Source organism: Chrysiogenes arsenatis DSM 11915 (assembly GCF_000469585.1).
Classification (GTDB): domain Bacteria; phylum Chrysiogenota; class Chrysiogenetes; order Chrysiogenales; family Chrysiogenaceae; genus Chrysiogenes; species Chrysiogenes arsenatis.
This window is the reverse complement of record NZ_AWNK01000010.1, coordinates 98,184-118,818: the sequence shown is the minus strand read 5'-3', so window position 1 is coordinate 118,818 and position 20,635 is coordinate 98,184. Positions and strand designations below refer to the sequence as shown.

At 50.1% G+C, this 20,635-nt stretch carries 24 protein-coding genes; 1 reads left to right on the top strand and 23 read right to left on the bottom strand.

The genetic code is table 11. The features are described 5' to 3' along the window. Positions 1-15: 15 nt before the first annotated feature. The 6 genes from hemG to P304_RS0108745 form a co-directional block, all read right to left on the bottom strand. Positions 16-1,395 carry a protoporphyrinogen oxidase gene (gene hemG / locus P304_RS0108770; protein WP_027390242.1) on the bottom strand — a complete coding sequence of 460 codons (1,380 nt, stop codon included), beginning with the start codon at positions 1,393-1,395 and terminating at the stop codon, positions 16-18. Next, positions 1,382-2,344 carry a ferrochelatase gene (gene hemH, locus P304_RS0108765; RefSeq protein WP_027390241.1) on the bottom strand — a complete coding sequence of 321 codons (963 nt, stop codon included), beginning with the start codon at positions 2,342-2,344 and terminating at the stop codon, positions 1,382-1,384. The genes hemG and hemH overlap by 14 nt, the downstream gene beginning before the upstream one ends. Positions 2,345-2,454: 110 nt before the next feature. Further along, a complete protein-coding gene (locus P304_RS0108760) occupies positions 2,455-2,814 on the bottom strand; it encodes a DUF6394 family protein (protein ID WP_027390240.1) in 360 nt (119 codons plus the stop codon). 2 nt (positions 2,815-2,816) lie between these two features. Continuing rightward, positions 2,817-3,908: a potassium channel family protein gene (locus P304_RS0108755; protein WP_027390239.1), complete on the bottom strand. Its 1,092-nt coding sequence runs from the start codon at positions 3,906-3,908 to the stop codon at positions 2,817-2,819. Between the two features lie 80 nt (positions 3,909-3,988). Further along, positions 3,989-4,309, bottom strand: coding sequence for a quaternary ammonium compound efflux SMR transporter SugE (gene sugE, locus P304_RS0108750; RefSeq protein WP_027390238.1), 321 nt, complete (start codon positions 4,307-4,309; stop codon positions 3,989-3,991). 53 nt (positions 4,310-4,362) lie between these two features. After that, the gene (locus P304_RS0108745; protein WP_027390237.1) at positions 4,363-5,331 is read right to left on the bottom strand and encodes a calcium/sodium antiporter; all 969 of its coding nucleotides are present in this window, start codon (positions 5,329-5,331) and stop codon (positions 4,363-4,365) included. A gap of 231 nt (positions 5,332-5,562) precedes the next feature. On the opposite strand from P304_RS0108745, the gene P304_RS14805 reads away from it, so the two are divergent. Continuing rightward, on the top strand, positions 5,563-7,182 hold the full coding sequence (locus P304_RS14805; protein WP_084417644.1) for a potassium/proton antiporter: 1,620 nt from the start codon (positions 5,563-5,565) through the stop codon (positions 7,180-7,182). Positions 7,183-7,190: 8 nt separating this feature from the next. On the opposite strand, the gene P304_RS0108730 is transcribed toward P304_RS14805, so the two are convergent. The 17 genes from P304_RS0108730 to P304_RS0108650 form a co-directional block, all read right to left on the bottom strand. Continuing rightward, entirely contained in the window at positions 7,191-7,505 is a 315-nt protein-coding gene (locus P304_RS0108730; RefSeq protein ID WP_027390235.1) for a P-II family nitrogen regulator, read from the bottom strand. Between the two features lie 12 nt (positions 7,506-7,517). Continuing rightward, positions 7,518-8,396: a complex I NDUFA9 subunit family protein gene (locus P304_RS0108725; protein ID WP_027390234.1), complete on the bottom strand. Its 879-nt coding sequence runs from the start codon at positions 8,394-8,396 to the stop codon at positions 7,518-7,520. Between the two features lie 10 nt (positions 8,397-8,406). After that, positions 8,407-9,291, bottom strand: a complete 885-nt coding sequence (locus P304_RS0108720; RefSeq protein WP_027390233.1) for an EcsC family protein — start codon at positions 9,289-9,291, stop codon at positions 8,407-8,409. A 6-nt stretch (positions 9,292-9,297) separates the two neighbouring features. After that, positions 9,298-10,536: a hypothetical protein gene (locus P304_RS0108715; RefSeq protein WP_027390232.1), complete on the bottom strand. Its 1,239-nt coding sequence runs from the start codon at positions 10,534-10,536 to the stop codon at positions 9,298-9,300. Next, complete coding sequence (gene tsaE / locus P304_RS0108710) at positions 10,537-10,977, bottom strand: tRNA (adenosine(37)-N6)-threonylcarbamoyltransferase complex ATPase subunit type 1 TsaE (protein WP_027390231.1); 441 nt, start codon at positions 10,975-10,977, stop codon at positions 10,537-10,539. Continuing rightward, positions 10,958-11,425: a CBS domain-containing protein gene (locus P304_RS0108705; protein ID WP_027390230.1), complete on the bottom strand. Its 468-nt coding sequence runs from the start codon at positions 11,423-11,425 to the stop codon at positions 10,958-10,960. Before P304_RS0108705 ends, tsaE begins: the two co-directional genes overlap by 20 nt. A gap of 38 nt (positions 11,426-11,463) precedes the next feature. Continuing rightward, positions 11,464-12,270 carry a sulfite exporter TauE/SafE family protein gene (locus P304_RS0108700; RefSeq protein WP_027390229.1) on the bottom strand — a complete coding sequence of 269 codons (807 nt, stop codon included), beginning with the start codon at positions 12,268-12,270 and terminating at the stop codon, positions 11,464-11,466. Next, the gene (gene secF / locus P304_RS0108695) at positions 12,267-13,208 is read right to left on the bottom strand and encodes a protein translocase subunit SecF (protein ID WP_027390228.1); all 942 of its coding nucleotides are present in this window, start codon (positions 13,206-13,208) and stop codon (positions 12,267-12,269) included. The genes P304_RS0108700 and secF overlap by 4 nt, the downstream gene beginning before the upstream one ends. Before the next feature lie 9 nt (positions 13,209-13,217). Continuing rightward, positions 13,218-14,765, bottom strand: a complete 1,548-nt coding sequence (secD, locus tag P304_RS0108690; protein ID WP_027390227.1) for a protein translocase subunit SecD — start codon at positions 14,763-14,765, stop codon at positions 13,218-13,220. Positions 14,766-14,776: 11 nt separating this feature from the next. Then, positions 14,777-15,055, bottom strand: a complete 279-nt coding sequence (gene yajC, locus P304_RS0108685; protein WP_051321550.1) for a preprotein translocase subunit YajC — start codon at positions 15,053-15,055, stop codon at positions 14,777-14,779. 143 nt (positions 15,056-15,198) lie between these two features. Then, on the bottom strand, positions 15,199-16,302 hold the full coding sequence (gene tgt / locus P304_RS0108680) for a tRNA guanosine(34) transglycosylase Tgt (RefSeq protein WP_027390225.1): 1,104 nt from the start codon (positions 16,300-16,302) through the stop codon (positions 15,199-15,201). A 110-nt stretch (positions 16,303-16,412) separates the two neighbouring features. Further along, positions 16,413-17,615, bottom strand: a complete 1,203-nt coding sequence (locus P304_RS0108675) for a pyridoxal phosphate-dependent aminotransferase (RefSeq protein WP_027390224.1) — start codon at positions 17,613-17,615, stop codon at positions 16,413-16,415. Between the two features lie 12 nt (positions 17,616-17,627). After that, complete coding sequence (coaD, locus tag P304_RS0108670) at positions 17,628-18,110, bottom strand: pantetheine-phosphate adenylyltransferase (RefSeq protein ID WP_027390223.1); 483 nt, start codon at positions 18,108-18,110, stop codon at positions 17,628-17,630. Continuing rightward, the gene (gene rsmD, locus P304_RS0108665) at positions 18,107-18,649 is read right to left on the bottom strand and encodes a 16S rRNA (guanine(966)-N(2))-methyltransferase RsmD (protein WP_027390222.1); all 543 of its coding nucleotides are present in this window, start codon (positions 18,647-18,649) and stop codon (positions 18,107-18,109) included. Before rsmD ends, coaD begins: the two co-directional genes overlap by 4 nt. After that, positions 18,637-19,233: a Maf family protein gene (locus tag P304_RS14800; protein ID WP_051321549.1), complete on the bottom strand. Its 597-nt coding sequence runs from the start codon at positions 19,231-19,233 to the stop codon at positions 18,637-18,639. Before P304_RS14800 ends, rsmD begins: the two co-directional genes overlap by 13 nt. Further along, the gene (locus P304_RS0108655; protein WP_027390221.1) at positions 19,230-19,577 is read right to left on the bottom strand and encodes an STAS domain-containing protein; all 348 of its coding nucleotides are present in this window, start codon (positions 19,575-19,577) and stop codon (positions 19,230-19,232) included. The genes P304_RS14800 and P304_RS0108655 overlap by 4 nt, the downstream gene beginning before the upstream one ends. A 53-nt stretch (positions 19,578-19,630) precedes the next feature. Continuing rightward, on the bottom strand, positions 19,631-20,608 hold the full coding sequence (locus P304_RS0108650) for a polyprenyl synthetase family protein (protein ID WP_027390220.1): 978 nt from the start codon (positions 20,606-20,608) through the stop codon (positions 19,631-19,633). Positions 20,609-20,635: the final 27 nt, after the last annotated feature.

The following is a 20,635-nucleotide window of genomic DNA, read 5'->3' as shown; positions in this document are numbered from 1 at the left end:
CGCTGTGCGTTTCGCTTATGTCGTCGCCTCAATGGCTGACGCCACGCGAGCGGCATCGACAACGCAGTCGTTCAGTGAAATGCCACGGTACGAATTCCCCGTTAAGAGCAAGCCGGGATGCTGGGTGCGGCAGCGCTCTTCCAGCCACGAAACCACCTGATGGTGCCCAAGAGTATATTGTGGAATCCCTTTTTGCCAGCGGAAGACTTTTGTGAAAACCGGATGGGCGTCGATCCCCATAATCTCTTGCAACTCCTGGCGAACGAGTGCGACTAACGCCTCATCATCCAGCTCGGCAAGGTGGGCTTGGCGCGCTCCACCAACCATACAGCGCGTCATAAAAATCCCTTTGGGAGCACGATGTTGAAAGATCGCGCTCGTCCACAGCGATCCGAGCAATTTGCGATTCTCTGTGCCGGGCACCAAGAAACCAAAGCCATTCGTATCGGCGTTCACTTCATGCTCATTAAATGCCACGGCAACGACATGGATAGGCGAAGGGAGAATGTTGCGCAAGTGCGCTGCCATTTCATGATCGAGCTGTTCGACTATATCCGCCGCATCCCATGCTGGCGTCGCAATCACGACGGCATCGTAGAGTTCCTGTCCATTGGCGTGGGTAAGGCAATAGCGGCCATCGGCGGTTTTTTCAACTTTCTGAATTGGCACATTCGTTTTCCACTCCGCGCGTGATCCATCGCGCAGCGCATCGGCCATATCCTTCATTCCGCCAACAAACGATGTCAATACACCCGCCGGACCAGCAGGGCCACCACCAGCCGCTCCTTGTTGACGCCGCTCTTTTTTGATGGAAAACAATGCTTTAGTGAGTGAACCGTACTTCCGCTCCATCTCGTAGATTTTCGGAAAACAGGAACGGACACTCATCGTAGCCGGATTGCCGGCATAGATGCCACTGGCCATTGGATCTATCAAGCGTTCAAACGCTTGACGGCCAAGTTTGCGCGTCCCAAAGGTTTCTAGCGTTTCGTCTTCGCCCTGTGGTGGTTTGGCAAAATGTTCTAACGCCAGACGAAACTTCGCTGGCCAACTCAGAAGCGGACTGGTCATAAACTTGATCGGGTTCGCGAAAATTTCGCGTAGTTTCCCTTCTGAGCAGATAAAGCGACGGGCACTGGCGCTGTTTGAGGGGAGAATCCGCTCGCCCAAACCAATTTCATGCGCCAATTGCAGGATCTCTTTGCGGCTGTCCAAAAAGCCATTTGGCCCAGATTCCACGGTAAATTCACCATTGCGAAAAGTCTGGATTTTACCGCCGACTTCGGGAGCTGATTCATACACCGTCAATTGACGTTCAGGGTTGCGGCTCAAATACCACGCACAACAAAGTCCGCTCAACCCTCCGCCGATAATCGCTATTTTATTCCCGGTCATGCAAAAGCTCCTTCTGAATCATCTCCGCTAACGCCTGAGCAAACAACTCGCTCCCATTCAGCCCCGGCATAACAGTATACGTGGCAACGTCATGCTGTTCCGCAATTTCACGATATTCCATATCAAGTTCGTACAGTGTTTCAATGTGGTCAGAAACAAAACTGATGGGAATGACCAAAATATGCTTCATCCCTCCAGCAATAAGTTGCGGCAGCACCTTCGCAATATCTGGCTCTAACCACTTGCCGCGCGTCGCTTTACTTTGAAATACCAATTCGTGCGATGTGTTCGGATACAGTGCCATCACGGCACTTACTGTCCGATGGATATGCGCGAGGTAGGGATCGCCGCGATCAATGATCTTTCGTGGCAGCGAGTGCGCCGAAAAGAGGAAGAACGGCTTTTCGGGAAGCGGGGCAACCGCCTCGTCAATCCGTTGCTGTAAAGCGGCGATATAGCCCGGATAGTCAGGATAATGGCGCACTGTGCTGGTCGAAACCTCAGGATAGGCTACCATCGCGCTCATGAAGTCATCATCAATAGAGCTACCAGTGGTCGTCATTGATTCCTGCGGATACAAACTCACCGCAACGATATGCTCACAGCCCGCCGCTACCAGTTCAGCAACAACTTCTGGGGTGCGCGGCGGCGTATACCGCATAGCGGGTCGCACCAGCGCGTCACAGCCATTCGCGCGCAAGATCTCTTCCAAGGTGACGGCAAGCGCTTGAGTATGTTCTAAAATCGGACTCTTCCCACCAATTTTCTCATAATTTGCAATCGACCCCGCGATTCGCTTAGAAATAATGTAACTCGCCAACGTGCGGCGAAGTACACCATTTTTTATCCCAAGAATGCGTGGGTCATTGAAAAGATTTTGCAGAAATGGCAATACCGACTCAATCGAATCGGGACCACCCATATTGAGCAGTAGTACGCCAAGTTTCATGGGATCACCTATATTTATCAAAAAGTTCTTCGGCTGATTGAATACCACGTCATGCACCAAAATTCACGAAAAAACCAGCACGATAGGAGGCTCTTCGTTCTTGCGGTAACTTACCAGTAGGTTTTTTTCTGTTGTTTTACTGTATCCAGTACGGTTTCGCAGATCACCAAAATCACACTGATAACATTGGCAACCACCGCTCCCATCACCATCGCAATCGCGAGCATTTCGCGTTCTGGAGCAAGAAAATGGATCATGGCGGCTGGCAGCAAATGCAAGTCGGCCACCAGTGATGCAGCCAAAAGCTCGTTCCCCAATGTCGTGCGCGAGCCAAGCTTGATCGTCGTTGCCACCAGATTCATGGAAATACCAATGACTAACGCATACACATCCTGATCAACGATATACCCAACCAGCGTTGTAAGTGCCATTAGAATAAAGAAAACCGAAAAAACCTTGTTCCATTCCATCCCTATGCCTCCTGAGTGAGTTCGCACGTCTGCCCTTCATGATAGAAGGAAAGAAAATCGTGCATCGCTTCGCGCGGCCCCATAATGACCAAAGATCCAGTGCGATCGAAAATATAATCGCCATACGGAAGCATATCGAGCTCGCCATCCGAGCGAACCCCCGCGATCACCGTCACGCCGAATTTATTCCTGAGCTGTAAATCTTTGAGCGACTTGCCCCAGAAAGGGGAACGCTCATCAACTTTCACCTCACGCGATTCGTACATCGGGTGATCACCAACGACAATTGATTCCAGCAAGCCGCTGGTATGTCCCGAGGCCGGTGGATTGGTCGCCAAGGCAGCGATTTTTTTTCCGATAAGACTGGCGGGTGATAACACATAGTCTGCCCCCACCGCGCGCAGCTTGGCGATCGCATTGCTTTGCAACGCCGTACTAATGACCATCAGTTCACGACCAAGTTCTTCCTCAACAACACGCACCGAGGCGGTAACCGAAATGTTTTCTTCGTCCGACTCCAGCGCCACAATCACGCCCCGACATTTTTCGATATTGGCACGATGCAGCGAATCAACCGAAAAGCGGTCCAGATGCAACACCAGCGGGCAGCCAAAGGCATTCGCCATTTTCACCAACTCTTCATTGGCTTCGATCACGACAAACGGGATTTCCCGATTCAGGAAGCTCCGCGCCACTTCACGACTCGTCTTTGTAAAACCGACAAGAATAAAATGATCCTTTAAATGCTTTGTCACGTACCGCTCCAATCGTAACTCTTTAATGTTGCCGATGAGATTGTTATTGAACACCAGAGATATTAACAGCGTAATGGCATAGATATACGTGACCGCACCAGAAATTATCAGAAATGCCGCAAAGGCTCTGCCGCTATCGGAAAGGTCGATAACCTCGCCATAGCCAACCGTCGCAATCGTAATGATGGTCATATACAGAGAATCAAAAGGCGGGGCATCTTCAATGAACATAAACCCCAGCGTCCCAATCGTGCAGAGCATGATCAGAATAATGATCGGGAAGCGGGTTTTTGAAACGGTATCGAATATCTGTTCACGACGCTTGTCCGCAATACCCATACAAACCATTCCTTGCCAGTGGGATGGAAGTATCTAACACGCTTCTTCGTGGTTGTCTATCTGCGCTAGTCTATTTCATTTTATGATGGAGTAGCCAGTTTAAGCCCAGCAACCCCTAACAGAATCAAACCAACACTGACAAGCCGTAGGGTATTTATCGGTTCACCAAACAGGTAGATACCGAGAACGACCGTTCCTGCGGCTCCGATGCCAACCCACACGCTATAAGCGGTTCCAACTGGGAGCGACTTCATCGCAATCCCAAGTAAAACGAAACTTGCCACAAGTGCGAATAATGTCCACAGCGATGGCCAAAGGCGCGTAAATCCTTCCGTGTATTTCAACCCTACAGCCCAAACGACCTCAAGCAGCCCCGCGACAACCAAAATGAACCACGACATGCGCCATCCTCCCTCGGCAGTACAAGCGACAAACAGTACTTTTCAGTACATCATTACCCAAGAACACTTGTCACCAGATACACCGTATATCCAAGATAACATGCCAGCAGCATGCTCCCTTCAAGCCGATTGATTCGACCAGCACGCTTCCAGCCAAAGCCAATCACAAACAATGCCAGTGTTAATCCTACCATCACCGGCAAATCGCGATGCAGGATCTCGGCATCAACCGCCATCGGTTGAATCACACCAGCGATACCCACCACGGCGAGGGTGTTGAAAATGTTGGAACCGATAATATTGCCCAACGCAATATCGTGCTCCCCTTTGCGGGCAGCAATCACGGAAGATGCCAATTCTGGCAACGAAGTGCCAACAGCAATGATAGTCAAGCCGATGATCAGATCGCTCACACCCAAGTCACGTGCAATGGTGACAGCTCCCCAGACAAGCAAACGGGAGCTAAGAATGAGCACAACCAGTCCAATAATCATCCATACCACTGACGCCTTCAATGAAAGGCGATTTTCCTGCAGCGCTTCCGACATTTCCTGATTGAGCGCATCACTACTACTTTGCGCTCCCTGCCGGAACGTCCACACCATTATGAGCGCAAAAACACCGAGCAGTAAGAGCGCGTCAATACGGGTAATCTCAAGATCAAACAAGAGGTAAACAGCGAAAAATGTTATCCCAGTAAGGAGAGGCAACTCTTTACGCAATACTTGCGAATGCACCGCAATCGGACTGATAAGCGCAGTGATGCCGAGAATCAACGCGATATTGGTTATATTCGAGCCAAAAGCATTCCCCAACGCAATCCCTGGATTCCCTTGAAAAGCCGCCAAGGCCGAAACCACCATTTCCGGTGCTGACGTTCCAAAGCCCACAATCACCATACCAATGACCAACGGGGAAATCCCAAAATACCGCGCTGCTGCCGCCGAACCAACCACAAACTTGTCCGCACTCCACACTAACAATGCTAAACCAATAATAATTGAAGCCAGAGCCAGCAACATACAAACCTCAAGCATCACCGTATCTCACCATTGATACCAATGGCTGGCGCGCATCCTATACTTTCCACCGAAGGTTGCAAGCTGTTTTCAAAGAGAGAAAATTCAAGATAAATGCATAAAAATATCCCATGCGTCTTTTCCTTATGGTACATTCTGGCGCCATCATTGCCACATAAAAACGCAACGGATGGCGTTTGTACCACGTTAGAGAACGCTGAGAGGGCAACATCCATGCTCGAAATACTTTTTTCCACAGGTATTCCAGAAATTTTTCATACTAACTACTATCTGGTGCTGTTTGCTCTGCTCGCCATTATCAGCGTCATTGCGACACGCTTTGCCACCCGCTACGGTGTACCTGCGCTGGTACTGTTTATCGGCTTTGGGATGATCGCGGGAAGTGACGGTCTTAAGCTTATCAATTTCTCCGACCCATTCCTTGCCCAGCTTTTTGGGACGGTTGCTCTTGTTATCATTCTCTTCGACGGCGGTATGCAGACCAAATGGGATGCCGTGCGTAAAGTTATGGCACCGGCGCTCAGTCTAGCTACGGTCGGCGTAGTAGTGACCGCAGGTATTGTTGGTATCGCGGCCAAGCTGATTCTGCCTATCGGCTGGCTTGAAGCGCTTTTGCTCGGCTCCATCGTCGGTTCCACCGACGCCGCTGCCGTGTTTTCGGTGTTGAGTGGCAAAAACATTCAGGAAAATCTCGCGCGCACGTTGGAAGCAGAATCGGGTACCAACGATCCCATGGCCGTCTTCCTCACGCTGGGATTTATCCAGCTGATCCTGTCGGAAAAGGCCGAACTGCTCAGCCTGATACCACAATTTTTCTGGCAAATGGGAGTTGGTGGGATAGCAGGATACGCGTTTGGACGCTTCGCCGTCTGGGTACTCAACCGTATTCGCCTGGACTCAGGTGGACTCTATCCCGTTTTGGGATTGGGATTTGCCTTTTTCGTCTTTAGTGCCAGCGCGCTCATAAATGCCAGCGGCTTTCTGGCGGTCTACATTCTCGCTTTGGTCATCGGCAACTCCGACGTCCCCTACCGTCACGCCATTTTCCGCTTTAACGAAGGGCTTGCTTGGATGATGCAGATCCTCATGTTTATCATGCTGGGTCTGATGGTTGCACCACAAGAGATGTTTGAAGAGTTTTTGGTAGTCGGTTTACTACTCTCGGTTGTCCTCACGCTCGTCGCCCGCCCAATTGGGGTATATATTAGTCTTATCCCGTTTCATTTTAACTTTAAGGAATTTACCTTCCTTTCATGGTCAGGTCTGAAGGGTGCGGTACCAATTATTCTCGCGACCTATCCAATGTTGGCTGGAGTCGAACACAGCCAGAGTTTCTTTAACGTAGTCTTCTTTATTGTTCTCACTTCAACACTTGTTCAAGGCGCGACCATATCACCGCTCGCGAAATGGCTCGGGTTTGAATCGCCAGGCAAAAAACAACAGAAACACACTATCGAGCTTCTCTCACTCGGCACCGCCAATGCCGATATTATTGAGTACATCGTGAACGAAGATGATGACATCGTCGGTAAACAAATTCGCGATCTGCTTCTCCCGAAAGGGACGCTGATCAATGCCATTATCCGCGAAGACAACATCACCACACCGACCGGACACACCGTCATCCAAAGCAATGACCTGCTCTTCATCCTTGTTCCCAAAGAAAACATTGCCCGACTCAAACGGGTGCTCACCAAACACCGCAAAGACGTGGTAGCTGATGCGGAAAGAGGATATTGCGAACTGCCAGACCATCCTGAAGAGAAAACTCCCCCCAAGAAGCGTCGTAATCGGTTTTTCCGGCGCAAACACAACCCCAAAGAAGACGCATAGATTAAACCCTATACGCCAACTGCGTGTTCAATGTCCGTCACAAAACATACCCCGTTCCCTGGAACATCAAGCGCTGCGGCAATACGCACGGCGGCAACCACATCAAGCGCTAGGTCTGCCGTAACAATTGTGTAAATAATTTCTTTCATCGGCTCAATGCGCATACCGAAGAACTCGGCGTAACTCCGCTGACTGGTGCCACGCCCACGAGTAGCCGACCAGCCATCGACACCAATTTCCCCTATGGCCGCAATCACAGCTTCACTCAGCTCCACCCGCACGATAGTCGTTACCAACTTTAATGGTCGATGAGTATTTTCCATGGGTAGTAGCTCCTATGTATAATCGGTCGCAAAGCGACTTTCCAGCGACTGCGGAGCAATGCCCGCGTCTTCAAACATCCGCATATCAACGGTTTGTGATCCTTTTTGTAGCATATACAACTGATCCGTCGTCAGCGGAAAAAAGGCAAATTTGCCGAACAGTGTCGCCAATAAACGCATCAGCGCGATTGGTTGCGGAACTTTCAGTGGCACCCCTTTCCCCTGTAAGCGGGCAACGGTATCCAGCAAGTCGCGGTACGCATACACCGTCGGCCCGCCAATCTCGTAACACTTCCCTTCCATCGCCGGAGTGGTGAGCGCCGCCGCGAATCCAGCCGCAATATCATAGACACTGACGGGCTGGAGAGGATAATGTCCATCGCCAATCATGGGAACGATAGGCAACTTGGTGAGCCTGCGCAGAAGGTTGATAAAGCCGTCACCTGGGCCAAAAATCACGCTGGGTTTGAAAATAGTTTCCGTAAGGCTGCTCTGACGCACAATAATTTCGGCATCGTACTTCGTGCGTAAATATCCGCTTGGGCTTTCAAACTCTGAGCCGAGTGCCGACATATGCAACAAGCGTGTCACACCACACCGCTTCATGGCGCTGATAGTGTTGATCACCCCGTACACATGCGACGTCTTATACGTCACTACTGGCGGGAACTCACGAATAATGCCCACGAGATAGATTACGGCATCGGCCCCTTGACAGAGGCGAGCAAGCGAATCGGTGTCACTGATATCGCCAACAAACGAAGTGACTCCGGCGGGCACTTTGGTGCCAGTCGAACGAACCAGCAACGAAACGGTATGCCCTGCATCCAGCACCGCACGGGTCACGTGGCTTCCGACAAATCCTGTGCCTCCAATGATTGCAACCTGCATAGCCATCTCCTTATTTCGATTGTTGCCACAGCATATCAAAGCCGTATTTGCGCTCCAAATATTGCTCCCGCAGCAAATTCGTTCCATGCACAAAATTATGCTCGGTAAAAGTGTACCCGACAGCGCCACCAATCGCTATCGAAACCAGTGGGAGCGCTTTGCCCAAGGCACCATCGGCCACTTTAGAACTGATCACTCCGGCAAAACGCCCCGCAAAGCGGCTGAGAAGTTGTGCGCTGAGCGCGCCACCACTCCGATTGAGCCCCATGGCAAGTTGCTTGACTAAAAAATAACAGCCTACTTTTGATGCCATCGCATCGAACGCTGGCGAGGTGTTTTCGGCATCATTGACATCATTTTTTCCACCAAGCGCCATAATGCCGAGCAACAGCGTCGCGACCCGCTCATCGCGCGGATCAAACCCATAGCACGCCGCCATGAGGCGCAACATCCGGTAGTTGATCGCCAAAAACGCCACGGCATCGGCAACAATACCAGGTAATCCCATCATCCCTCCGGCACTACCAGACAGGGTAGCATACCCAAGGTGCTCGTGTGTGCATTCTACCGCCAACCGATCGCACTGTTCCAGCGTCAGCGTCAGCGCAATATCATGGATGCCGTCCGCCGTATATCCCAACGCGTGCAGCGGCGGATAGAGCGCATCAAACTCAAATGGCTGATTGCTCCATTCCTGAAATCCTCGCATGACAGCTACGCCAATCTGATCACCTAGCGAACGCGTAGCAGGCGACACGTGGCGCAGTGCTGCCCGCACCGGAGTGCCAATACGGTGCAGCACATCAAGCAATGCCGATTCACTGCCCGCAACGTGCCAGAGTTTGAGTTCACGAATAACTTTTTGTTCGTAGGGAGGATATTCATAGAGTGACACGGGGAGTTATCCACGACCGTTAAGGAGGGAAATGAAATCGCTCGGATGGCGCATGCTTGACGTGTGACAATAAAAAACGCGGAAGGCTTTGAGTTTGGCCTTTTTCAGCTCATCAATTTCACTGTTATCAAGGATATAAATCCGGTTCATCATTTTTGAAGAACGGAGCGTTTTTACGAGATCGTTCCAACTCATCTCAATGCCAGCTTCGTCTTTATCGGCAGTGTTATCGTACACAACAGCGCTTTCGTGGTGCGTGCGCAGGTATTCAATGATCTTTGACTCGCCAGCTAAAAAGTGTTTCTGGAACGCACGGTCAAACACATCGTTGTTATAATAACGGTTTTTGCGATCACCAAGAATAATGATATCTACCTTTTCCTCTTCTTCGATATTCTTTTCCCCGAGGTCAAGAAACTTTTCCTTCTGAAGATTTTCAATGTTCACCGCGCGACAGAAGCGCCCCAGTGCCGTGCGATTTTCGCCCGACAAAGAATAAGGATACGCTTTGGCAAACGGTGTTTTTGCCGTCTGCTCGGCGGAAAGCAATTCGATACCGCAAAAGCGATTGAGGCTGCGGACGTGTGCCACACGGCCAAGCGTATCGACTGCGCCACCAACAAGATTTGCGCGAGGTGGCAGACTAAACTGAATATGCACAATATCATTGACAGCAACCGTCATTGGGACAAGCGCCATAAAGAGTAACCCTCTATCGGAAAGGTCGAATGCCTTGCCAACATACTCAACAGTAGCAATCTTCCCTTCGGACTGCCCTTTTTCTGTCTGGGTAATATTCTTCAAGCTTACTTTGATATTGTAACGGGAAGTATTAACACGAAAAGCCGTGCGCTTTTCGTTGAGTTCAATTTTGACAGGGAGATCCAGCGTAATGGATTCTGCCGCACGATCAACATGCGCTATTGTCGATTCAAAGAGATACATTTTCCCTTCAAACTCAAACAGAACAACGACTTTATTACTTTTATAGACCGGAGTTTTGGGGTAGACGTAATCGATATCGAGCGTCAGATTTTCTTCGTTAACGCTATCTGCAGCCGAGCTGCGCAATGGAGCCTCTTTGCCCAGTTTGCCGAAGGCTTTATAGGCAAGGATATCCCCCAGAAACACATCCAGTGATTCTTTCGCCTCTGCCACTTTTTTGAGGAGTGGAATGTTGGCTTTGACCAGCTGAATATCGCGATCGCCAGCCCCACCTTTTAATTGAAAAAGCCCTTTTATCACTCACCGCTCCACCTGAAAAGGTTCGCTGAGCGTTATACACCGCTCATCTGAATGCGGATTTACGGCAAATTCCAGCCGCAACGTTTGAATTTCATCGGTAATTTCATGTGGGAGCCGATCTGGCCATTCGACCAGCGTATAGGCTCCGGCAAAACTTTCTTCGATTCCGGTCGCATAAAAATCGTCGGCGCTTTGCAAACGGTATAAGTCACAGTGACACAAGCGGCCATTTTCCCCAACATACTCGTTCATGAGCGTGTAGGTAGGCGAAGTCACGTTCCGTGCGTCGATACCAAGTGCCGCCGCAAACCCTTTGGCAAAGGTGGTCTTTCCGGCACCAAGGTCACCCTCCAGCAACAGTAACACCGGAGGGCGCAAACGGTTTGCCAGTTGCGCGGCAAAAGCAGCGGTTTCTTCCGGACTACGACTGATTACTTCCATATGCGACTGCTTTCAGAACATCGGTCGTGCTGACAATCCCCAGCAATTTTCCTTCGCCGTGCGTGACGGGAACCATGTTAATGTGATGCTCCGAAAGGAGCGAGGCTAAACGGGGCAGTTCCATATCAGGCGAAACCGTGATGACTTTTTTTGTCATGGCATCGCTGACGCATACTGCCGCCATTTTATTGAGTTCATGATTATACTCTTCGGCACTTTCGAGGTAGATGATCGCATCAAAAATGTTAATCAAGCGCGGCAGTTTCATTTCCCGAACCGTATCAACAATATCTTTTTTTGTGATAATGCCAACCATTTTCCCCGTATCGTCAACAACCGGAGCGCCGGAAATATTCTTTTCCAGCAACAAACGCGCCGCATCCTGAATCGAAAGAGTGTCGCTAACCACAATCGGATTCGTTGTCATAATGTCTTTTGCCAGAGCCATACATGCCTCCTTACTCTCGTCTCTCAAATTTGCAAATATCACCGCAACAGTAGATTAGCCGCCGAAACGAGCACCAGCAGTGCAAATCCCCGCTTAAACAACGTCGGCTGAATTTTCGGAAGCACTTTTATGCCCAGTGGCGCGCTGAGCATGCTCCCAACTGCTATAACCGCCGCGATATCCCAGCGGATATAACTTTCCGCAGTAATCAAGATACTAAATAGATATCCCATAATGCCAAATAACGCATTCACCAATATCAGATTACTCGACGTTCCGATGCACTTTACCAATGGGACACGACAGTAATAGTTAAACGCCGGTACGCTGAAAAGGCCGCCACCAATGCCGAATGTAGAGGTGATAAATCCGTTAAACGTCCCTATGGGAAGTACTTTCTTCCAAGCAAGGTCTTCATTCCCCGCCGCATGATCCTGCCGTTTTGCTGACTGCAACAGTCGTGTGCCGATGTAGAGCTGAAATGCGCCAAAAAGCTTTTTCAGCAGCAACGCTGGCGCAAGTGCTCCAAAAAAAGCTCCCGCGAGTGCACCAACAGTTCCCGCAACAAGCGCACGGCGCAGCAATGGAAAATGAACATTGCGCGCCCGAAGGTTGGCAAAAGAGCTTGAAATTGCGGCAAAGAAAACGACCACCAAAGAAGTCGTAATCCCTGTTTTCATATACTCCGCCGTCCCCGTACCCGCCATTCCGTCAGCGATCGGTAACAGGTAAATGATGACGGGGACATAAATCACCCCGCCACCAATCCCAAGCAGAGCCGCCAAAAAACCGGTTGTAAGGCCAACTCCCAGGAATATCGCGAGATATCCTGGGTCGATCGTCATACGACTTCCTCTGGCTTTTCGTTCAGCTTTTTCAGATGCGGCTCATCGTAAGCTGGTTGCCAATAGACCAGCAGCACGGTGGCAATAAAGATCGAAGAAAACGTTCCGATAATAACCCCAATGATCAGCGCAAATGCAAAACCACTCAGGACTTCACCACCAAAGAAGAACAGAGTCAACACCACAAACAAGGTGGTACCACCTGTAATAATCGTCCGCGACAATGTCTGCGTGATCGATTCATTGAGAATCGTTATAATAGGTTTCTTCTCCTCGCCCTCATTGACAACCAGATTTTCTCGAATACGGTCAAAGATAACAATCGTATCGTTCAGTGAATAGCCTACGACGGTCAACACTGCCGCCAGCGCGGCGAGCGAAAACTGTATTCCCGTCAGACTAAACATCCCCATCGTGATAATCACGTCGTGCACCAGCGCAATGATCGCTGCCAAACCAAACTTTAATTCAAAGCGCCACCAAATATAGCAAACAATTGCGACTAATGAATAAAGAACAGCGTAAAGCGCTTGCTGACGGAGCTCGCCACCGATTTTCGGCCCTACGGTTTCGATGCGTAACACTTCAACCTTGTCACCATAGGCACTTTCGATGCGACTCTTAATCGCATTGGTCACCGCATTGGCATTCTTTTCGTCAAACTGTGGCGCACGAACCAGAATGTCACGTGGCGAACCATATTCCTGAATTTCGCTATCGCCAAATCCTTCTTGGGACAAGTTCGCACGAATATCTTCAATCGGCGTTGGCTCTTTGAATTGCAATTGCACCAAAGATCCACCAGTAAAATCAATACCGTAATTCAGCCCGCGTGTCGCAAGCAGCACCAACGAACAGAGCACCAGCAGCACAGCAACACTCACGGCAATCCAGCGCATCCCCATAAATGGAATAGTAGCAAATTCAAATTTCTTCACTCTATCCCCCTACACACTGAGTTTCTTGATCGGGCGATACGCCAAAGCGACCTCATACACAACTCGTGTACAGACAATCGCCGTAAACATACTGGCGAGAAGACCGATGCTCAGCGTAATAGCAAACCCCTTGACTGGACCAGAACCAAATTGGAACAGCACCATCGCCGCAATCAGCGTGGTGATGTTCGAATCAAAAATCGTACTAAAAACTTTGTCATAGCCAGCCTGAATCGCATTACGCGGCGTCGCCCCTTTGCGAAGCTCCTCGCGAATCCGTTCAAAAATCAGAACGTTTGCATCAACGGCCATACCGATTGTCAGGATAATTCCCGCAATCCCTGGCAAGGTTAACGTCGCCCCAAAATAAGCCAACATTCCCAGCAGAATAATGACGTTCACGATCAGTGCAAGGTTGGCAATCACACCCGAAAGGCGATAGTAGAAAATCATAAAGAGGAGTACGAGAACAAGGCCACTCAGTCCGGCGCGTACCCCTTTGTCAATCGAATCTTGGCCGAGAGTTGGCCCAACTGTCCGGTTTTCAATGATTTCAACGGGCGCGGGCAGGCTCCCAGAACGGAGCACAATCGCGAGGTCGCGCGCATCTTCCATCGTAAAACGGCCACTGATAGAGGCCTCACCGCCACCGATCCGTTCGTTAATCACTGGAGCCGAATAGACGTTCCCATCGAGGACAATCGCCATGCGGTTGCCAACATTGCGCGCCGTGAGGTCGGCAAAAATACGCGCCCCTTCAGGATCAAATTTAATCCCGACATACGGATCGCCTCGTTCGCTGTTAATGCGGACTTCGGCATCAACCAAGCGGTTGCCGGAGAGTGGTGTGACTTTGGTCAAAACATACGGAGTGCGCCCCACCTCTTGTCCCGTTTCTGGATCCAGCACACGCTGATAGGCAAGCATCATGTCGTCCGGCAAAAAGCCGGCCGCGGCATCCTGCGGCGACACGGATTCATTCACCATTTTAAATTCTAACACCGCCGTACGACCAATCAGCTCCGTCGCGCGGTCAGGATCTTTCACGCCAGGGAGTTCGACAATGATCCGGTTGGCTCCCTGCTTCTGAATAGTCGGTTCCGCTACGCCGAATTGGTCAATACGATTACGGATGGTTTCCAAAGCCTGCGAAACAGCAAGCGTTTTTAATCGCTCAGCTTCAACATCCGGATAGGCGAAAACCAGCAGGTTGCTTTCTTCACGTACCACTTCAAGGGCATCGTAATGGCGCTCAAAATATTTACGAACAGACTCTTTTTCTTGCGCATAGGGCAAAGCAACACTGACCTGATTGCCAGAACGTTCAACCGCCCCGACAACCAATTTGGCATTATTCAAGTCCGCACGGAAGGCATTGACGATTACGTCGAGCTTCCCTTCGAGGGCTTTTTCGGTATCAACTTCCAACGCAAGGTGCATACCACCCTGCAAGTCGAGCCCGAGGTTGATCCGCTCAGAAAGAGGAAGCGCCGAATACAACGCAAGCCCGACCACTGCCAGAATCAGGATAATCTTACTTATCAGGGTGGTTTTCATACTCTACCGAACTACTCCGCCACGTGAGTGGCTTTTTTGACCACTTCCGAAACATTCGCACGACGAAGTTTTACTTCCATATTCTGACCGAGCTTGACGTGGATGGCATCGCTCTCCACGCGAGTCACGTGCCCGAAAAAACCACCGGCGCTGACAATTTCGTCACCGACTTGCAGGTTTTCGATCATTAACTTATGCGCCTTGGCTTGCTTCTGCTGCGGGCGGATAATCAGGAAGTAAAAAATAGCGAACATGAGGACTAAGGGAAGAATGGCCGACAACTGATTCATACATAACTCCTTGTACGGGTTTTTAACAAAAATGTTGATAACTCTGTGAATTCCTGTGGATTTCGCTGTGGAAACCCACCACTGTAGCCTGCTGACTTAACTTGCCCAACTTTTGAGCACGACGGCAAGTTATTTATTTATAATCATTTGCGCATTGCGAAAAACTCTTTTTGGAATGACTCAAAGATTCCGGACTCAATCGCTGCCCGCGCCCTTCTGACCAATGTCAAGTAGTAATAAAGGTTGTGAATGGTATTCAGTCGCAGACCGAGAATTTCGCCACTCACAAACAAGTGACGCAAATAGCCGCGACTGAAATTCCGGCAGGTATAACAGTCACACAGCGCGTCAATCGGCTCGTGATCACACGCATACTCTGCTTTCTTAATATTGAGTTTGCCAAAATTGGTAAAGAGCGTGCCGTTGCGAGCATTGCGCGTCGGCATGACACAGTCGAACATATCGACCCCGTGTCCAATGCAGGTGACAAGATCTTCGGGCGTTCCAACCCCCATCAGATAGCGGGGACGATCGGCAGGCATGTGCGGCGCAAGATATTCCGTGATGCGGTACATCTCGGCTGGTGGCTCACCAACGCTGAGTCCGCCAATCGCATAGCCCGGAAAATCCATTTCCACCAAAGAACCGAGGGATTGTAAGCGTAAATCGCAGTGAAGTCCACCCTGGATAATCCCGAACAGAGCTTGTTTTTCCCGATCACGCCAGGTATCGCGGCTCCGCTGCGCCCAGCGAAGCGTCATAGCTAAGCTTTTTTCCAGATAGTCGCGCGGCGCGTCGCTTGGTGGACACTCGTCAAACACCATCATAATATCCGCCCCGAGCGCCATTTGAATTTCGATAGACTTTTCCGGCGTAATCAAATGCTTACTGCCATCAATATGCGAGCGAAATTCAACCCCCGCTTCGGTAATTTTTCGCGTCTTGCCGAGGCTAAAAACCTGATACCCACCACTGTCCGTCAGTATCGGCTTTTGCCACCGCATAAAGCCGTGTAAGCCATCAAACTCACGCACCAGCTCGTGGCCTGGCCGCAGATATAAATGGTAGGTATTGCCCAAAATGATCTGCGCGCCAAGGCCTTCGAGTTCATCAGGAGTGAGTGTTTTTACCGTTGCGCGCGTACCGACCGGCATGAAAATCGGTGTCTGAATTGTGCCGTGCGGCGTCGTGAGCATTCCCGCGCGAGCTTCGCCCGAGCGGTGGGAAACAGAGAAAGAAAATGACATGAAAACGTATGCTCCTTCTAGAATAGCAATGCGGAGGGGTGATTCCTCTGGCGCAAAAAACCGGAGCAGGGGTATCCCCACTCCGGTTTATCTGCGGCGAATTAGGAACATTAGCTCAGCTTGCGAACTGCAGCCTCAATCCGATCCATCCCTTCGATGATAGCTTTCATCGACATAGCATAGCTCAGACGCATAAACCCTTCGGCACCAAAGGCGATACCCGGAACGATTGCAACCAGCGCTTCTGCCAAGAGGTAATCGGCAAAATCAGAAGAGTCTTTAATCACTTTGCCTTCGGCGGTTTTTTTGCCGAAGATTTTCGCAATGTTCGGGAACACGTAGAAGGCTCCATTTGGATAAATGCACGAAAGGCCTGGAATGGTATTGAAGCGCTCCACAATGTACGTGCGGCGCTCATCAAACGCCTTCACGAATTCTTGGATTTTTTCCTGCGGTCCAAGCAGCGCGGCAATCGCACCATCCTGCGCAAAGCTGGTCGGATTCGTAGTAGATTGCGACTGAATTTTGCCAATCGCGCTGATGATGGCAGGATCACCAGCCGCGTAACCAATGCGCCAGCCGGTCATGGCCCACTCTTTGGAAAGACCATTGACGATAATCGTCCGCTTGCGGATTTCTTCGCCAAGTGACGCGATAGAGACGAATTTGAAATCACCGTAGGTAAGCTTTTCATAGATTTCGTCGCTGATGCAAATCAGGTCGTGCTTCACGATAACGGCAGCAAGAGCTTCGAGCGCCTCTTTACTATAACCGGCACCAGTCGGATTTGATGGGTTATTCAGCACTACGAATTTGGTTTTCGGAGTGATCGCTTTTTCGAGCATGTCAGGCGTCATGCTGAAGTTGTCTTCTTCACGAGTGTCAACGAACACCGGTACGGCATCGCACATCAGCGCCATGTCAGGGTAGCTGACCCAGTATGGCGCAGGGATGATGACTTCGTCACCAGGGTTCAAAAGCGCCATATAGATGTTGAACAGGGTGTGCTTGGCCCCCACGTTGACGGTGATTTGGTTGCGGGCAAAAGTCAAGCCGTTATCACGCTTGAACTTATGAATGATGGCGTCTTTGAGTGCCACCATGCCATCGGCTGGCGTGTATTTCGTGTTCCCTTTAACAAGGCCGGCGATAGCGGCATATTTGATGTGGTCAGGCGTGTCAAAGTCGGGTTCACCAGCGCCAAAACCAATAACGTTCAGGCCGTCAGCTTTCATTTGATTGGCTTTCGTTGTGATGGCAATGGTCGGTGAGGGCTGAATCGAGTTAACGCGGTCGGAAAGACGTTCTTTCATGGGACTTCCTCCTCAGGATTTGATCAAAAATTCACGAATGCGATCATATACGCTGTGCGGGACAAACTTGCTGAAATCTCCTCCAAGGTAGCCGATTTCGCGCACCATACTGGAAGAAAGGAAAATGTACTCCTGACGAGGCATTAAAAAAATGGTCTCAAGTTCAGGGTACATTTGCCGATTCATAAGCGCCATTTGCAACTCGTATTCAAAGTCGCTCACCGCCCGCAATCCGCGAATAACATAAGATATCTGACGTTCGGTCAGATAGTCAATGAGCAGCTTCGATAATCCTTCAACGGTTACATTTGGCAGGTGAGAAACGCTCTCGCGGATCAAATCGATGCGATCGGCGTGTGAAATGCGTGGGTGCTTGCGATCGTTGCTGGCAACAGCAACAATCAATTCATCAAACATGGTAGCACCACGTTCGATGATATCCAGATGTCCAATGGTGATGGGATCAAATGTCCCCGGGTAGACTGCACACGTCATACCAGCTCCGATTCCATTTGCAAAAAGCTAAACATCTTGTTTCCATACTTCCGGTTTTTATAGAGGGTTAACGGGGCAATGCCGCGCACTTCCTCAAGCGTGCGGTGCTCAAGAATGAGCACACCGATATCGCTCAGGAGTCGCTGACGACTGACTATTTCGAGTATCGGCTGGTAGTAGTTGGCATCATACGGGGGATCGGCAAAAATAATATCGTATTGCTGCGTACTACTTTGTAGAAAGTTTAACGCATCCATATTGCTGAGTTCGATTGGTAAGGTACTGTTTTGAATGTTTTTGCGGAGATAGCGCACAGCCAGACGATGATTTTCTACGGCCATCACACGTGCTCCACGGCTGGCAGCTTCTATCGCGACCGCGCCAGTGCCGCTAAAAAGATCCAGAAACGTCAGGTCTTTCAATTGCTGCCCTAAGATATTAAACAGGCTTTCGCGCATTAAGTCAGTCGTCGGCCGGACGCTATCACCCGACGGGCACAAAACCTGTAGCCCTTTGCGGCTTCCTCCTACAATGCGCAACCGACTCTCCCGTGTTCCATCCATCGCAACAAGCCAGACTGACATGCCATAGCGTACAGTCGATTACGGCTTAAACCAACCACATTGTCATAACATCCTGTGATCGAAGCAACAAAGATGGATGAGCGATCCTGTATGCCATAACCGCCTGCCTTATCAAGACCACTGCCCGACTCAACGTACCATTCAATCATGGCATCGCTCAAATCGTGAAACGTCACCTGCGTCGCAACGGTTTCTATCCACGTGCGGTTTTCGCGGGGACAAACCAGCGCGATACCACCATACACGGTATGCGTTCTACCGGAAAGGGCACGCAACATTTCACGATTTTCTGTACGGTCGGCAGGCTTTTCCAGAATACGATTGTCAAGTACCACAATTGTATCCGCGCCAAGAATCCAGCTGTCACTGTCCCGTATAACGGCCTGCGCTTTGCGCGCCGCGAGTTCCACTACAATATCAGCCGGATCGGTTCGTTCCGTTGTTTCGGCAACATGCGATGGACGAACGACAAACTCCCAGCCAAGTGATTGTAAGAGCTGGGAGCGCCGAGGTGATGCCGATGCGAGAATAAAACTCAAAGATCCCCCAACAGCGTTTTTTCCATTGATTCGCGGTCAGGGAAAATCTTGAATACCTTATCAAGCCGAACCATTTCAAAAAGCTCACGTAACGACGGGCTCATATCAACGCACGCTAAAACGCCGCCAACGTTTTGTTGGTGGCGATGAGCAAGAATTATCTCTTTAATACCAGAACTATCAATGAATACAACGTTCGCAAACGACAAGACAAGATTGCGTGGTTTGTGCTCTTCGTAGACTTTTTTCATAAAATCATTGAACGCCATATTCGACTTCGGATTGTTGAGATCTTCGCCAATGGTGATGACGGCAATGTCATTTTTGTTTTCTACCGTGTGCATACTTTACCCCTTCTGTGAGTAGTTTTTTCCGTTCAACCCGCCTCAACAGGCACTTAGCGCTGGCGTTCCAAAACGTAATCACATACCGACAGCATCGCCGTGCGGTACATGTTGTTACTCAGTTTTTCCGCTGCTTCGCGCGACGCATCAATAAATTTCTGACCAACGGCTAAAGAGTGCTGCCGAATATCATATTGCTCCATGAGCCGAATAACAAAAGCCAGTTCTTCACTCGTCGGCGGTTCATGCCGTTCAACAATAGCCTGCAGTTGTGTGCGTTCGTCGTGGTCTGCCGCATCGCGAAGCTTCAGGAGCGGGATGGTCATCTTCCCTTCACGTAGGTCAGTGCCAATGCTCTTGCCAAGTGTCCCCGTGTCGCCCATGTAGTCGAGAATATCGTCGATGATCTGAAAAGCCATACCAAGATTGTAGCCGTAATCCCAGAGCGCCTGCGCCGTTGCTTCATCCGCGTTGCCCGTATAGCCACCGCATTGCGCGCAAGCCGCAATCAGAATGGCGGTCTTGTGCTCGATAATATTGAAGTAATCCTCAAGCGAGATGCCAAAATCAAACGATTTGACTAACTGAAACACTTCGCCTTCACTCATCAAAGTTGTGACCTTGGAAAGTGTCCGCTGAATGCGGGGATCGCCATCTGCGACCAACACTTCAAAAGCTTTCGAATAGAGATAGTCGCCAACTAAAATGACGGNNGGGTTACCAAATGTAAAGTTTGCCGAGTGGCGGCCACGCCGCAAACTTGCTTCGTCAATAACATCATCGTGCAAAAGGGTTGCAGTATGAATGTACTCCACAACACCGCCAATGCGGATAGCTCGATCAACATTCCCCTCACACTGCTTGCATGCGAGCAACACAAGAAGTGGGCGGAGCCGCTTGCCACCGCTGCTGAAAATATATTCGCCTATTTCTTTTACTCGCGCGACCCGCGAGTGGAGATTTCCCTGAATTTCCTGTTCAATACGGGCAACCTCAGAAACCAGCAGGGCGTAAACTTCGCCAATGTTCATCGATACTCCTGTCGATAGAATAGACCT